Origin of the sequence: Streptomyces sp. NBC_01294 (genome assembly GCF_035917235.1) — a bacterium.
GTDB lineage: Bacteria > Actinomycetota > Actinomycetes > Streptomycetales > Streptomycetaceae > Streptomyces > Streptomyces caledonius.
This window is the reverse complement of the sequence record NZ_CP108423.1, coordinates 2,683,094-2,697,891: the sequence shown is the minus strand read 5'-3', so window position 1 is coordinate 2,697,891 and position 14,798 is coordinate 2,683,094. Positions and strand designations below refer to the sequence as shown.

Sequence of the window (14,798 nt, the reverse complement as noted above, 5' to 3'; positions counted from 1 at the left end):
GGGCTGGTCAGGCGCGTCAGATCGCTACGCGCTCCTCAACGAGGGCGGCAGACGGCCGTCTGTGGCTGCGAGGTCCGGGGCGGTTGGGTCGGCCGGCTCGACGTTGTCGACTGCGGTGGTGAACTCGCGGCCGGACGCGGCTCGGATGTAGGCCAGCTCCCTCCAGTGCTGGTGGACGGAGTCCGAGACGTTCTCGTTGATCACGGCCATCAGCACGCCTTCGGCGCCGGACGCGACATCACGTACGCGGCGGCGCAGCAGGCGATGAGGGACGTATTCGTACCGTTCAGTCATCGGACGGCTCCTGGATGGAGGAGACGAAACGCTCCCAGCCGACGCGAGCCCGGTCGAGGAGCTCCTGGCTGAGCTCGGGCCTCTGGCTCGGCCATGGGCTGGCCGGGCAGCGGGCTGCGACCACATCGGCGCGTTCGCGGACGATCCGTCCCGTCCGGGTGTTGATGTCGTACACGCGAATAGTCATGGGCATGCGTACTCCCGCAGCTCAAGGGCGTTGTGAATTCGACGTGTCACCAGTGCACCGCCTGAGGGGGCGCCATGGGCTGCCGAGCGCCGGACGTTTGGGCGGACGTTTTCCCGCCCGTGTCTGGGGCCAGATCACTACGGTGAAGGCATGATTCGCGGCCGAGGGGAAGCGCATGGCGGGGCAGGTGACGGGCGGACTGGCACGGTTACGGCACGCCGTCGGCTACACGCAGGAGTCATTCGTCGAGGTGTTCCGGCAGGAAGCCGTCCGCCTCGGCATTGCTGCTGCGGTGAGCGTCCGGCAGCTGCGGCGGTGGGAGCGCGAGACACCCCCGCCGCTACCGCATCCGGGGCAGCAGGCCGTGCTCGAAGCCCTCTTCGGCGTACCGCTTCCCGAGATGGGGTTCGACATCCCTGCGCATCGAGTGACGGTTGCGGCGCCCATCAGCGACGCTGGAGAGGTGAAGAGGAGAACCTTCGTCGCGGACGCGGGCGCCCTCGCTGTAGCGGCCCTGATCCCGGCCGGACCAGGGCCCCGCATCGGTACGGCAGACCTTGGGCGGCTGAGAGAACGGCTGGACGGGCTGTATCAGACGGACCACACGGCGGGCAGCGTGCCCGCGGGGGCCGAGGCCGGGCGCATCGAGCAAGAGATTACGCGCGCCCTCGGGAGCGCCTTGTACACGCCCCGTGTCGGTCGGGAGCTGCAAACGATGCTCGCCGAGCTGCACGGGCATCATGCCTGGTACGGCTACGACGGCGGACGCATCGCTGAGGGCCGTGCCGCCTGCATGGAAGCCCTTGCCGCGGCGCAGCTCGTCGACGACCCGCTGCTACAGGTCTCGGTGCTGGAGACTCTGGTACTCCTCGCGGTCAAGGCCGACCGGTCGTGGGAAGCGGCGAGCGCGGTTGAGAAGGCCTACCAGCTTGCGAGCCGAGCGGGCGCGGGTCCGACGGTTCATCTTGTGATCGCGCTGCGAGATGCCAACGTCGCCACCCATGCCGGGGATCTGTCGGGCGCTCGTCGTGCCCTGACCCGGGCGGTCGGCCACATGGGTCGCGCGGACTCCGATGCGGACGTACCGAACTGGGCCCGGTTCGTCGGGCCCTTCGAGGTCGACTACGCAACGGCGGACATGTACGTGCGCGCTGGTCAGCCCAAGCGCGCCGCGCCGTTTCTGCGCGCGGCCTTGCGCGGTATCGGGGGTGGGCTGGCCAGGAACAGCGCTTCGTACCGCGTCAAGCTCGCCGACGTGCTGCTGGCCGCCGGGGAGGTTGACGAGGCATGCGCCGAAGTGAGCGGTGTACTGGATACCTGGGGTGGTATCGCGTCGCCCCGTCTTCTGGGCAAGGTGCGTGATTTCAAGAGGGCGGCCGGGGTAGTCGACAGCTCAACCGCCCGCGAGTGCGTGGTGCGCATTCACGAGACCGTATGAGAGGGCGTCCAGTGACTCAGCCTGAGGGAGTGTCGGTCGAGCAGCTCGACGGGCCGGCCGCCGCGGAGGCGGAGAACGCCTTCCGGCTGGTGTATGCCGAGGCGTTTGCCGAGCCGCCGTACGACGAGAACGAGAGCGACGTGTCAGCCGCGTTCCGCCGCTTCAGGTCGCAGACCCGTAAGGCCACCTTCCGGAGCGCCCTGGCGCGCAGCGCGGACGGACGGCCCGTCGGCATCGCGTACGGCTACCAGCTCGGGCCGCAGACGGGCTGGTGGGATCAGCTCACCGAGCCTGTGTCCGAAGAGATGCGGAGGGAGGACGGTCGGCGGACCTTCGGCCTGATGGAACTCGCCGTGCGTGCCCCGTGGCGCAGACAGGGGGTAGCCAGACGCCTGCACGACAGCCTGCTCGACGGCATCGACGCCGAGCGGGTGCTGCTCAACGTTCACCCGAAGAGTCCGGCGGCTGTGGCCGCCTATCGGGCTTGGGGGTACCGGAAGGTCGGCGACGCGCGGCCTTGGGGCGGCGCGGACCTGCATGACGTGATGCTGCTGGACCTCCGTTGACCGGCCCGCCCCGAACGGCCGGAAGGCCCGGCCCCCCAGAGGGGAGCCGGGCCTTCCGTGGTGCTGGGGTCGAAGGCTACGCCTCGAAGACCTCGTTCAGGAGGAGCTGCTGCTCCGCCTGGTGGCGCTTTGCGGAGCCCACCGCCGGGGACGAGCCGTGCGGGCGCGAGATGCGCCGCAGGCGCTCGCCCGCCGGGACCTCCGCGCCGACCGCCAGGTCGAGGTGGTCGATCAGGTTCAGCGCGATGAACGGCCACGCACCCTGGTTCGCCGGCTCTTCCTGCGCCCAGATGTACTTCGCCGCGTTCGGGAACTTGGCGATCTCCGCCTGGAGTTCCGTGCCCGCCAGCGGGTACAGCCGCTCGATGCGGATGATCGCCGTGTCGGTGATGCCGCGCTTCTCCCGCTCGGCCTCCAGGTCGTAGTAGACCTTGCCCGCGCAGAAGACGACCTTGCGGACCGCGTTCGGGTCCACCGCGCTGTCGCCGATGACCGGACGGAACGAACCGGTCGTGAACTCCTCCGCCTTCGACGCCGCCGCCTTCAGACGCAGCATCGACTTCGGGGTGAAGACGATGAGCGGCTTGTGGTGCGGGTTGTGGACCTGCCAGCGCAGCAGGTGGAAGTAGTTCGACGGGAGGGTGGGCATGGCCACCGTCATGTTGTCCTGCGCGCACATCTGGAGGAAGCGCTCGGGACGCGCGGACGAGTGGTCCGGGCCCTGGCCCTCGTAGCCGTGCGGGAGGAGCAGGGTGACGCCGGAGGTCTGGCCCCACTTCTGCTCGGCCGAGGAGATGAACTCGTCGACGACGGTCTGCGCGCCGTTGACGAAGTCACCGAACTGGGCCTCCCAGAGGACCAGCGCGTCCGGACGGGCCAGGGAGTAGCCGTACTCGAAGCCCATGGCCGCGTACTCGGAGAGCAGCGAGTCGTAGACGTTGTAGCGGGCCTGGTCCTCCGACAGGTAGAGGAGCGGGGTGTAGTCCTCGCCCGTCTCCCGGTCGATGAGGACCGCGTGGCGCTGGCCGAAGGTGCCGCGGCGGGAGTCCTGGCCGGACAGCCGGACCGGGGTGCCCTCCATCAGCAGCGAGCCGAAGGCGAGGGTCTCGCCCATGCCCCAGTCGATGGTGCCCTCGTCGATCATCGCCGCGCGGCGCTGCAGCTGGGGCAGCAGGCGCGGGTGGACGGTGACGCCGTCGGGGATGGTGACCTGGGACTCGGCGATCCGCTTGACGACGTCCTGGGAGATCGCGGTGTTCACGGCGACCGGGAAGACGGCGGTGGTGCCCGGGGCGGCCGGCGCGACGGCCGCGGGCTGCGTGGCGGCCTCGCGGACCTCCGCGAAGACCTTCTCCAGCTGGCCCTGGAAGTCCTGCAGCGCCTGCTCGGCCTCTTCCAGGGTGATGTCGCCGCGACCGATGAGGGACTCGGTGTACAGCTTGCGCACCGAGCGCTTCTTGTCGATCAGGTCGTACATCAGCGGCTGGGTGAAGGCCGGGTTGTCCGACTCGTTGTGCCCGCGGCGGCGGTAGCAGATGAGGTCGATGACGACGTCCTTGTTGAACGCCTGGCGGAACTCGAACGCCAGACGGGCAACGCGGACGACCGCCTCCGGGTCGTCGCCGTTCACGTGGAAGATCGGCGCCTCGATCATGCGGGCCACGTCGGTCGCGTACATCGAGGAACGCGAGGACTCCGGGGCGGCGGTGAAGCCGACCTGGTTGTTGATGACCACGTGCACGGTGCCGCCGGTGCGGTAGCCGCGCAGCTGCGACATGTTCAGCGTCTCGGCGACGACGCCCTGGCCGGCGAAGGCCGCGTCGCCGTGGAGCGCGAGCGGGAGGACCGTGAAGTCCGTGCCGCCCTTGTTGATGACGTCCTGCTTGGCGCGGGCGACGCCCTCCAGGACCGGGTCGACCGCCTCCAGGTGCGAGGGGTTCGCGACGAGCGAGACCTTGATCTGCTCGCCGTCCAGGCCCGTGAAGGTGCCCTCGGCGCCCAGGTGGTACTTGACGTCGCCGGAGCCGTGCATGGACTTCGGGTCGAGGTTGCCCTCGAACTCGCGGAAGATCTGCGCGTACGACTTGCCGACGATGTTCGCCAGGACGTTCAGGCGGCCGCGGTGGGCCATGCCGATGACGACCTCTTCGAGGCGGGCCTCGGCGGCCGAGTCGATGACGGCGTCGAGCAGCGGGATGACGGACTCGCCGCCCTCCAGGGAGAAGCGCTTCTGGCCGACGTACTTCGTCTGCAGGAAGGTCTCGAAGGCCTCCGCCGCGTTCAGCCGGCGCAGGATGCGCAGCTGCTCCTCGCGCTCCGGCTTGGTGTGCGGGCGCTCGATGCGGTCCTGGATCCAGCGGCGCTGCTTCGGGTCCTGGATGTGCATGAACTCGACGCCGGTGGTGCGGCAGTACGAGTCGCGCAGCACGCCGAGGATGTCGCGCAGCTTCATCAGCGACTTGCCGGAGAAGCCGCCGACCGCGAAGTCGCGCTCAAGGTCCCACAGGGTGAGGCCGTGCTCGGTGATGTCGAGGTCGGGGTGCTTGCGCTGCTTGTACTCCAGCGGGTCGGTGTCGGCCATGACGTGGCCGCGGACCCGGTAGGAGTGGATCAGCTCGAAGACGCGGGCGGCCTTCGTGACGTCGTCGTCGTGCGAGGCGTCGATGTCGCGGTTCCAGCGGACCGGCTCGTACGGGATGCGCAGCGACTCGAAGACGGCGTCGTAGAAGCCGTCCTCGCCGAGCAGCAGGTTCGCGACGATGCGCAGGAACTCGCCGGAGGCCGCGCCCTGGATGACCCGGTGGTCGTAGGTCGAGGTCAGGGTCATGACCTTGGAGATGCCCAGCTTGTTCAGGGTGTCCTGCGAGGTGCCCTGGAACTCGGCGGGGTAGTCCATGGAGCCGACGCCCATGATGACCGACTGTCCGGGCATCAGGCGGGGCACGGAGTGCACGGTGCCCAGGCCGCCGGGGTTGGTCAGCGAGACGGTGACACCGGTGAAGTCGTCCATCGTCAGCTTGCCGACACGGGCGCGGCGGACGATGTCCTCGTAAGCCTGCCAGAACTCGAAGAAGTTGAGGGTCTCGGCCTTCTTGATGCCGGCGACGACGAGCTGGCGGTCGCCGTTGGGCTTCACCAGGTCGATCGCGAGACCGAAGTTGATGTGCTCCGGCTTGACCAGGGTCGGCTTGCCGTCCTTCTCCGCGAAGGAGTAGTTCATGGCCGGCATGGCCTTGATCGCCTGCACCATCGCGTAGCCGATCAGGTGCGTGAAGGAGATCTTCCCGCCCCGGGCGCGCTTGAGGTGGTTGTTGATGACGATGCGGTTGTCGAACAGCAGCTTCACCGGGACGGCGCGGACGGACGTGGCCGTCGGGACGTCGAGGGAGGCGTTCATGTTCTTGGCGACAGCCGCCGCCGGGCCGCGGAGCGTCACCAGTTCGGGGCCCGTGGGGGCCTCGGTGGCGGGCGCGGGCTTCTGCGGGGCTACGGCGGAGGGGGCGGGCGCGGCCGGTGCGGCGGCCGGGGCCTGGGAGGTGACAGTCACAGCAGGGGCACCAGAGGGGGTGGCAGGAGCAGGGGCAGGAGCTGACACAGGCGTGGGCGCGGCTGTCGGGGCAGGGGCTGCGGCGCGCGCCGCCCCCGTGGCGGCCGCGTCGGTGGCCTGCGGCGCCCCGGCGACGGTGGTGGCGGCCTGTGCGGAGGCGCCGTCCGTCGTCGAGGGCTTCTCGGGACCGTCCGACTTCACCGGAGCGACAGCTACCCCCGGCTTGTAGTCGGCGAAGAAGTCCCACCAGGCCCGGTCGACCGAGTTCGGGTCCTGGAGGTACTGCTGGTAGATCTCGTCGACGAGCCACTCATTGGCACCGAAGCCTGAGGCGGGGTTCTTCCCGCCCTCTCCTGCTTCGGTCTTGGTGCTCGAGTTACTGGGGGACTGTGGCGACACGGCGGCAACCGCCCTCTTCCGCTTCACAAGGTATGGACAGCGGGAATAAAGGCTACGCCTCCTGGGCCACCAGATGCAGACCGGGCGGTACATCCGTCGTGCAGGTCACATCGAACGGCGGGTTTCGTCACCTGGAATGGCGGGAAACACCTGTGGTTCGGGTAGGGGGCACCGAGGTTGCGGCCCCCTTGGCTTCGCACCCCTGACGGACCCCGGGCACGTGTGGCCGAGATCATGTCCTTCCCACTCGAACCCTACGTCAACCCGGCGCCTGCGAGCTGCCCGGAAGCGTGACGAGGATGCGGCAGCCGCGTGACGATTCGGCCACTCCGATCCGCCCGCCGTGCAGTTCCACGGCCCACCGGGCGATCGCCAGGCCCAGTCCCGTGCCGCCGTCGCCGCCGCGCGCGCTGCCCCGGTTGAACCGCTCGAAGACCCGGTGGCGCTCCGCCTCCGGGATGCCCGGGCCCTCGTCCCGTACCTCCAGGGCCAGAGCCCCGGGCGCGTCGCCGGCCCGGGCGCGGACCGTGACCCGGCCGTGCGGGGGGCTGTGCTTGACCGCGTTGTCGATCAGGTTCGCCACCACCTGGTGCAGCCGCTCGGCGTCCGCGTACGCCCACAGCTCGGGCGGGAATACGTCCAGGTGCAGGTGCACGTCGTTGCGGGTGTGCCCGCCCGAACCGGAGAGCAGCCCCGGCCGGCCGGCGGCCGCCAGCCCCGACTCCTTCAGCACCCCCGACAGGTACGGCCACACCTCGAAGCGGCGGGCGCGCAGCGGGACCACCCCGTTGTCCACGCGGGACAGGTCCAGCAGGGTCTCCACGAGCCGGCCGAGGCGCTCGGTCTGCTTCAGCATCGTGCGCATGGTCTCCGGATCGGCGGCCGAGACCCCGTCCACCACGTTCTCCAGCACCGCCCGCAGCGCCGCGATCGGCGTGCGCAGCTCGTGCGAGACGTTGGCGACCAGTTCCTTGCGGTGCCGGTCCACCGCCTCCAGGTCGTCCGCCATCAGATTGATGGTGGAGGCCAGGTCGCCCAGCTCGTCGCGGCGTCCCGCCCCCCGCACCCGCCGGGTGTAGTCGCCGTGGGAGATCGCCCGGGCCACGGTCGTCATGTCGTCCAGCGGCGCCGTCAGGCTGTGAGCGACGAACTGGGTGATCAGCATCGAGGCGATCACCGAGAAGACCGTGATGAAGCGCAGCTCGGTGTCGGTGCGCAGGGCCACCAGCAGCAGGCCGGTCGTGATGAAGACCGAGACCACGACGAGCGTGCCCAGCTTGGTCTTGATCGAGAAGGGCGAGAAGGGCCGCAGCCCTCCGGCGGGGCGCTGCCGCTGCGTCGGCCGGCCGTTCATGCCTGGGCCGGGGTCTCCAGGGCGTACCCGACGCCGTGGACGGTACGGATCCGCTCCGCGCCGATCTTCCGCCGCAGGGCCTTGATGTGGCTGTCGACCGTACGGGTCCCGGACGCGTCGGCCCAGTCCCACACCTCGGCGAGCAGCTGCTCCCGGGAGAGCACCGCCCGCGGCGTCCCGGCCAGGCACACCAGCAGATCGAACTCGGTGGGCGTCAGGTGCACGTCCTCGGCCTGCACCCGGACCCGGCGCTGCGCGTGGTCGATCTCCAGGTCGCCCAGGCGCAGGGTGGCCCCGCGCGGGGTGTGCGCGGCGATCGTCGCCCGCTCCACGCGCCGCAGCAGGACGTGCACCCGTGCGGCCAGCTCGCGCATCGAGAACGGCTTCGTCATGTAGTCGTCCGCCCCGACGCCCAGACCGACCAGTAGGTCGGTCTCGTCGTCCCTGGCGGTGAGCATCAGCACGGGGACCGGCCGCTGCGCCTGGACCCGGCGGCAGACCTCCAGCCCGTCGAAGCCGGGCAACATCACGTCCAGGACCAGCAGCTCGGGCAGCCAGCTCTCGGCCGCGGCGACGGCGGCGGGGCCGTCCGTGGCCGTCTGCACCTGGAACCCCTCGGCGCGCAGGCGGGCCGCGATGGCCTCGGCGATGGTGTGGTCGTCCTCGACGACGAGCACACGCCGCTGGGCGCCGGGTGTCGCTGCGGCGCCGTTGTGGGTGGTGTGTGTCTGTTCCATGTCCGCCCCTGAAGATCCCGCTTGAATGGGGTGCAGCGTAGAGGAGGCACCGGCCTGCGGCTACGTGGGGTACGGACATGGCATATGTGCTGGACATCAGTAAATGGAATGAGATGTACCGGGTGCCGGACCCCCCACGGGACCGGCACCCGGCGGGCGAGACCGGTCAGGTGCCTCGCCGTTTCAGACCCCCTGGAGGGTCAGTCCGTGGCCGTGCGGGAAGACCGGGTCGTGGGTGTCGTTCGGCACGTCGGGGCGGGAGGCCGCGACGGCTTCCATCGAGCGCGGGAGCTCGAACGGGAGGCGGCCCCCGGGGCTCGCGCGGCCGAACGCCACGTCCAGCAGGGCGGCGTCCGAGGCGCCGTAGTCGGCGATCAGGGCCGCCGCGCGCGCGGCGATCTCCGGGATGACGGCGGCCCGTTCCAGGTTGATGCAGACCAGGGTGGGGACCCGGTCCAGGAGGGCCAGGACGTCGGCCAGCTCGGGCTCGGGGAAGGCCAGCGAACCCGAGTGGAAGTAGGACTCGAAGATGTTCTCGCGCGGCTCGTACGGGGTCCGCAGGCGCAGTACGGCCAGGTCCGCGTCGGCCGGGTCGGTGACGACCTCGCCGTAGGCCGCGGCGACGGTCTCGTCCACGTTCCGCACGTACAGCTTCGGTTTCGCGGAGAGCGGAAGGAATCCTTCCGGATTTGTCAGAACCGTGAGCGAGCGGCGCTGGGTCGCGGCGCCCAGGGCCGTGAAGTCGGCCCGGCCCACCGTCTCGGCCGCCGCGTCCGGATCCACGTACGGGTTCTCGAACAGGCCGAGCGTGAACTTCTCGCGCAGCAGGCGGCGCACGGACTCGTCGATCCGGGACTCGGCGATCCGGCCCGAGCGGACCAGCTCCACGACGACTTCGGGGCACTGCTCGCCGCCGAACTGGTCGCAGCCGGCCTCCAGGGCGCGGACCGCCCGCTCGGCCACGGACCGGTGCTCCAGGCCCCAGGCGCGCGCCGGGTGCGTCTGCCCGAAGATCGTCGCGTCGTTGAGCAGCCCCCAGTCGGTGCAGACGATGCCCTCGAAGCCGAGCTCCTCGCGGAGCAGGCCGGTGACCACGCCCCGGTTGAAGCCGAAGCCGACCTCCTCCCAGTCCGTGCCCATCGGCTGGCCGTAGTACGGCATCATCTGCGCGCACCCGGCGGCGATCGCCGCCTTGAACGGCTCCAGGTGGTGCTCGCGCATGCCGCCCGGATAGACCTGCTCCTTGCCGTGCGCGAAGTGCGGGTCCTCGCCGTCCTTCTGGGGGCCGCCGCCGGGGAAGTGCTTGACCATCGCGGAGACCGACCCGGGGCCGAGCGCCGGGCCCTGCAGGCCGCGTACGTACGCCTCCACGAGCTCGCCCGTCAGCCGGGCGTCGGAGCCGAAGGTGCCGGACTGGCGGGCCCAGCGGGGCTCGGTGGCCAGGTCGATCTGCGGGTGCAGGGCGACGCGGAAGCCGACGGCGAGGTACTCGCGGCGGACGGTGTCGGCGAACCGGTGGACGAGCTCGGGGTCGCCGATGGCGGCCAGGCCCAGGGCCTCCGGCCAGGCGGAGAAGGCGCCGGCGTTGAAGGAGGCGCCGATGTTGTCGGTGAAGGTGTGGCGCGGGTCGGTCGAGAGGGTGACCGGTATGCCGAGGCGGGTGCCCGCGGCCATCTCCTGGACGGCGTTCTGCCAGCGGGCCATCTCGCGGGCGCCGTGGCTGCCGAGCAGGTTGAAGTGGGAGAGGAAGCGGTCCTCGATCAGCTCGGGCGTGGTGAAGGGGAGCATCGAGCCGTCGGTCTCGGTGACCGGGGTGCCGTCCGCGTTCATCATCAGCATCGAGTGGAAGAGCTGGCCGGCCTTCTCCTCCAGCGTCATCCGGGCGAGCAGGTCCTCCACGCGCCGGTCCACGGGGAGCGAGGCGTCCTTGTAAGCGGGCGTTGCGTTCATGGCGGGGCTCCTGGAGCACGTGACCGGGCGGATCGGCAGAGCCAAGGTAAGGGTGAAAACCGTGCACCTGCTAGGTTTTTGAAAAGTGACCTGGATCACTGGGTCCGGGTGGCCGGAAACGGGCGCGTCTAGGGTGGTCCGCATGGCACAGGAGAAGGGGCGCACCGCGTCGAAGGGTCCGGCTCGGGGGACCTATGCGGTGGGCGACGCCCGCCGGCAGAAGATCCTCGACACCGCCGTCGAGCACTTCGCGCAGTGGGGCTTCCACGCGTCCTCGCTGGCCCGGATCGCGGCCGGCTGCGGGATCACCCAGGGCGGGCTGCTGCACCACTTCCGCAGCAAGGAGGATTTGCTGCTGTCGGTGCTCGCCCAGAGCGAGCAGCACGACGTCGAGCGGCTGTTCAGCGAGCCCGCCGAGTCGGTCGCCGCCCACTTCACCACGGTCGTCGCCCTCGCCGCGGACAACGAGCGGCGGCCCGGCATCGTCCGGATGTTCCACACCCTGGTCGGCGAGGCCGCCAACCCGGGGCATCCCGCACACGCCTACTTCACGCAGCGCTACGCCCGGGTGCTCGACTACACCGTCGGCCTGCTGGAGGCGGGCGTCGCCCGCGGCGAACTGCGCCCGGACACCGACTGCGAGGCCGTGGGCCGGGAGGTCCTCGCCGTCATGGACGGCCTCCAGATCCAGTGGGTGCTGGCGCCCGGGAGCGTGGACATGCCGGCGCGGCTGCGCGGGTTCCTTGACCGGCTGCTGCGGGAGATCTCGGCGGGGAGTCCCAGCGCCTCCGGCGTTTGACCTCCGGCGTTCGAGGAGCGGGGTCCGGGGCGGAGCCCCGGGAACCGGGCGGGCTCGCCCGCTCGCCCCCGTGTGCCCCTAGCTCGCCGTGAGCGGGGGCAGTGCGTCCAGCACCTTCTGCAGGGCCGGGGGCAGGGACCCCTGGTCGGCGGCGACCTCGTGGCCGCCGTGCACGAAGGAGTAGAAGAAGCCGTCGTAGATCGTGGGACCGCCCGTCGAGATCCTGGGCAGCCGGGCGAAGTCCGCGTCGCGCAGGGCGGTGCGCAGGGCTGCGAGCTGCGGCCCCGACAGCTTTCCGGTGTCCTCCGGCTTCGCCTTGACGTCCAGCCGGGTCCACGAGCCGTCGCCCTTGACGATGAGCGTGTGGGTCCGGCCGGCGAAGCCGCCGCTCTGGGTGACCCGGACCAGGGTCTCGCCGGGGGCGGGCAGCCGGTCGGCGGAGGGGCTCGCGCCGGGACCGGTGCTCGTGGCCGGGCCGGGGCTCGTGGTGGCATCGGGGGCGGGGCTCGCGCCCCCGGTCGCGCCCGGGCTCGCGGTCGCGCTCGCGCTCGGCTCCGTGGAAGCCTTCGGGGGCGTGTCGTCACCGCCCGCCGGACCGGACGGCCCGCACCCCGCCAGCACCATCACACTCAGCAGCGACGCAGCCACCGGTCTGAACGCGCGCACACCCACCTCCGCGGGAACTCGGGCCCACCCCCGAGTATGGAGTCCGCACACCCGTTCCGACAGCACCCGGAGGCCGTCATCAGCCGGATCGCCCCCTGGCGCCTGCTCCCGCCGCTGCTCGCGGTGCTCCTCGGCCTCTGGGGCCTGGAGCGGGGCGGCAGCATGTGGCGCGACGAGTCCGTCACCTGGCAGGTGGCCCACCGGCCGCTCGGCGGGATCGGGGAACTGCTCGGCCGGGTCGACGCGGTGCACGGCCTCCACTACCTGCTCATGCACGGGGTGTTCCAGGCCTGGGACGGCGGCCTGTGGGCCCTGCGGCTGCCCTCCGTCGCCGCCACCGCCCTCGCGGCCGTCGGGGTGGCCGCGATCGCCCACCGGCTCGCGGGGGAGCGGGCCGCGCTGATCGCCGGCTGCGTGTACGCCGTCCTGCCGCCCGTGCAGATGTACGCCCAGGAGGGGCGCTCGTACGCCCTGGTCGCGGCCGCGGTGGTGTGGGCGACGTACCTGATGCTGCGGGAGCGGTGGGCGGCGTACGCGGTGGTGCTGCTGATCGGCTGCTGGCTGCACGAGTTCGCGGTGCTGGCCCTGTTCGCCCACGCCTTCACGGCCTGGCGCTCGCGCGGCTGGCGGTGGAGCGCCGCGGCCGTGCTCGTCCTGCTGCTGCCGCTGGCCGTGGTGAGCGCGCGGCAGGCGCAGCAGCAGCTCGGCTGGCTCGGGCGGCCGAGCTGGCAGGACTGGGCGGCGTACGGGGTGGTGGGCGCCGCCGCCCTGCTGCTCGCGCGGGGCGCCGCGAAGGACCTCGTACGGGTGGCGCTTCCCCTGGTCCTGCTGCCGCCCGGGCTGCTGATGGTGATCTCCCTCGTGCACCCCTGGTACGTCGACCGGTACGTGCTCTACGCGCTGGCCGGGCTGGCCCTGCTGGCGGGGGCCCGGCTCGCGTCCGCCCGCGGGTGGTGGCCGTGGGTGCTGGCGGGCGCGCTCCTCGTGCCGTTCGGCATCTGGTCGGTGTGGCTGCGCACGCCCGAGAGCCGCAAGGACGACGCCCTCGCGGTGGCCGCGGTGGTGCGGGAGCGGGCCCGGCCGGGGGACGCGGTGGTGTTCATGCCGTCGCGCAGGCGCGAGTGGCTGCTGTCCTCGCCCGAGGTCTACGGGGAGCTGCGCGACGTGGCGCTGGACCGCAGCCCGGCGGCTTCGCGCAGCCTCCAGGGCGCCGAGCTGTCCGCGGACCGGATCCGCGCGGCGCTGCTCGCCTCGCCCCGGGTGATCGCCCTGCTGGACCCGGCGGGCCAGCCGCTGGACCCGTACCCGGGGGAGGCGGCCAAGCGGGAGGAACTGGCCGCCGGCTTCGACCTGTGCTCGATGACGGAGGCCCGCGGGGCCCGGATCGCGGTGTACGCCCGCCCGGGCGGCTGCGGCGCCTGAGCCCTGCGGGCCGGCTCGACCGGGCAGGGCCTGGCCCCGGCGGTCCGGTGCCGCGCCGTCTCCCGGGGCTCCGCCCCGGACCCCGCGCCTCAAACGCCGGCGGGGCTGGGTGTTGCGGCCTGGTCGGCGTGTGGCGGGGGCGGGGCTGGTTCGATTTCGTGGGCTTCCTGGCCCGGTGGCCGGGTGCCGCGCCGTTTCCCGGGGCTCCGCCCCGGACCCCGCGCCTCAAACGCCGGCGGGGCTGGGTGATGCGGCCGAGGGGGCAAGGGAGGCTCGGGGCAGGGTGGTTGTGGGGCCGGTGAAGTCGGGCTGGAGGATGGGGCGACCGCTTCGTACAGCCGGCGGGCCGGGCCGACCCAGCGGGCGGGTGCGGTGCGCCGGGCCTTCAGGAGGTGCCGTATGCCCACGTACCAGAGCCCCGCGTCCCGCGAGCCGGGGCCCGGACGGGCCGAGCCCGGACAGCGCGAGTCCGGTGGGGGCGAGACCACAGGGGCCGTGCCCAACGCAGCCGGGGCCGCAGGGGCCGAGCCCGGTGCGGCCGCCGCCGGGGCCCTCCGCGGGGGGCCCGGGCCGTTGGTCGGGGTCGGGTGGTTGGCCGAGCGGATCGGGATGCCCGGGCTGGTGGTCTTCGACGCCTCCGTCGGCGCCCATCGCGGAGCCGCTCGCAGGATCCCCGGCGCCCGGCCCTTCGACCTCGACGGGGCCCTGTCCGACCACGACGCGCCCGCCCCGCACACCATGCCCGGGGCCGCGGAGTTCACCGAGGCGGTGCGGGACCTGGGCGTCGACGACTCGGACACCGTCGTCGTGTACGACGGCGCCGGCCTCTACTCCAGCGCCCGCGCCTGGTGGATGCTGCGCGCCATGGGCTTCGACCGGGCCGCCGTCCTCGACGGCGGACTGCCCGCCTGGACGGCCGCCGGCCTGCCCGTCGAGGCCGTCGGCCCGGAGTACGGCGGCCCGCGCGGCTCCTTCACCGCCCGGCCCCGCGCCGGGTTGCTGGTCGACGCCTACACCGTCGCGCGGGCCCTGGCCGACCCGGCCGCGGCCGTCCTCGACGCCCGCACCCGCGAACGGTTCGCCGGCACCGCCCCCGAACCCCGCCCGGGGCTGCGGGGCGGCCACATGCCGGGCGCGGTCAACCTGCCGTTCGCCGACCTCCAGGGCCCCGGAGGGCTGATGCGCCCCGCCGGCGAACTCCGCGCGGCCTTCGAGGCGCTGACCGGGGACCGGGAGCGGCTCTACTTCAGCTGCGGCTCCGGTGTGACCGCCTGCGTGCTGGCCCTCGGCGCCGACCTCGCCGGGTACCGGGAGATCGCGGTGTACGACGGCTCCTGGAGCGAGTGGGGCCTGCCCTCCCCGCTGCGCCCGGTGACCACGGACCTGCGCACGACGGGGGGTTAACCCCACCGAGAGGCCGGGTACGGGCCTCATCGGCC

Annotated in this window: 12 protein-coding genes; 5 read left to right on the top strand and 7 right to left on the bottom strand. The window is 72.1% G+C overall.

Annotated features, from left to right (window positions below; all coding sequences use genetic code 11):
* Positions 1–24: 24 nt before the first annotated feature.
* Both OG534_RS11845 and OG534_RS11840 read right to left on the bottom strand, forming a co-directional pair.
* Positions 25–294, bottom strand: coding sequence for a hypothetical protein (locus tag OG534_RS11845; protein WP_326588050.1), 270 nt, complete (start codon positions 292–294; stop codon positions 25–27).
* A complete protein-coding gene (locus OG534_RS11840) occupies positions 287–481 on the bottom strand; it encodes a hypothetical protein (RefSeq protein ID WP_326588049.1) in 195 nt (64 codons plus the stop codon). The genes OG534_RS11845 and OG534_RS11840 overlap by 8 nt, the downstream gene beginning before the upstream one ends.
* Before the next feature lie 175 nt (positions 482–656).
* On the opposite strand from OG534_RS11840, the gene OG534_RS11835 reads away from it, so the two are divergent.
* Entirely contained in the window at positions 657–1,919 is a 1,263-nt protein-coding gene (locus OG534_RS11835; protein ID WP_326588048.1) for a hypothetical protein, read from the top strand.
* A complete protein-coding gene (locus OG534_RS11830) occupies positions 1,916–2,485 on the top strand; it encodes a GNAT family N-acetyltransferase (protein ID WP_442807070.1) in 570 nt (189 codons plus the stop codon). The genes OG534_RS11835 and OG534_RS11830 overlap by 4 nt, the downstream gene beginning before the upstream one ends.
* Before the next feature lie 76 nt (positions 2,486–2,561).
* Here OG534_RS11830 and OG534_RS11825 read toward each other — a convergent pair whose 3' ends face one another.
* The 4 genes from OG534_RS11825 to OG534_RS11810 all read right to left on the bottom strand — a co-directional run bounded on the left by OG534_RS11825 (position 2,562) and on the right by OG534_RS11810 (position 10,472).
* Positions 2,562–6,431, bottom strand: coding sequence for a multifunctional oxoglutarate decarboxylase/oxoglutarate dehydrogenase thiamine pyrophosphate-binding subunit/dihydrolipoyllysine-residue succinyltransferase subunit (locus OG534_RS11825; protein WP_326588046.1), 3,870 nt, complete (start codon positions 6,429–6,431; stop codon positions 2,562–2,564).
* 259 nt (positions 6,432–6,690) lie between these two features.
* Positions 6,691–7,785, bottom strand: coding sequence for a HAMP domain-containing sensor histidine kinase (locus OG534_RS11820; RefSeq protein ID WP_326588045.1), 1,095 nt, complete (start codon positions 7,783–7,785; stop codon positions 6,691–6,693).
* Complete coding sequence (locus OG534_RS11815) at positions 7,782–8,522, bottom strand: response regulator transcription factor (RefSeq protein ID WP_326588044.1); 741 nt, start codon at positions 8,520–8,522, stop codon at positions 7,782–7,784. Before OG534_RS11815 ends, OG534_RS11820 begins: the two co-directional genes overlap by 4 nt.
* A 183-nt stretch (positions 8,523–8,705) precedes the next feature.
* Positions 8,706–10,472, bottom strand: coding sequence for a glycoside hydrolase family 3 protein (locus OG534_RS11810; protein WP_326588043.1), 1,767 nt, complete (start codon positions 10,470–10,472; stop codon positions 8,706–8,708).
* A 142-nt stretch (positions 10,473–10,614) separates the two neighbouring features.
* On the opposite strand from OG534_RS11810, the gene OG534_RS11805 reads away from it, so the two are divergent.
* On the top strand, positions 10,615–11,271 hold the full coding sequence (locus OG534_RS11805; RefSeq protein WP_326588042.1) for a TetR/AcrR family transcriptional regulator: 657 nt from the start codon (positions 10,615–10,617) through the stop codon (positions 11,269–11,271).
* Between the two features lie 78 nt (positions 11,272–11,349).
* Here the strand turns inward: OG534_RS11805 and OG534_RS11800 are convergent, their stop codons facing one another.
* The gene (locus tag OG534_RS11800) at positions 11,350–11,937 is read right to left on the bottom strand and encodes a hypothetical protein (RefSeq protein WP_326588041.1); all 588 of its coding nucleotides are present in this window, start codon (positions 11,935–11,937) and stop codon (positions 11,350–11,352) included.
* Between the two features lie 36 nt (positions 11,938–11,973).
* On the opposite strand from OG534_RS11800, the gene OG534_RS11795 reads away from it, so the two are divergent.
* The gene (locus tag OG534_RS11795) at positions 11,974–13,359 is read left to right on the top strand and encodes a glycosyltransferase family 39 protein (RefSeq protein WP_326588040.1); all 1,386 of its coding nucleotides are present in this window, start codon (positions 11,974–11,976) and stop codon (positions 13,357–13,359) included.
* A gap of 399 nt (positions 13,360–13,758) precedes the next feature.
* Positions 13,759–14,763, top strand: coding sequence for a sulfurtransferase (locus OG534_RS11790; RefSeq protein WP_326588039.1), 1,005 nt, complete (start codon positions 13,759–13,761; stop codon positions 14,761–14,763).
* Positions 14,764–14,798 lie beyond the last annotated feature (35 nt).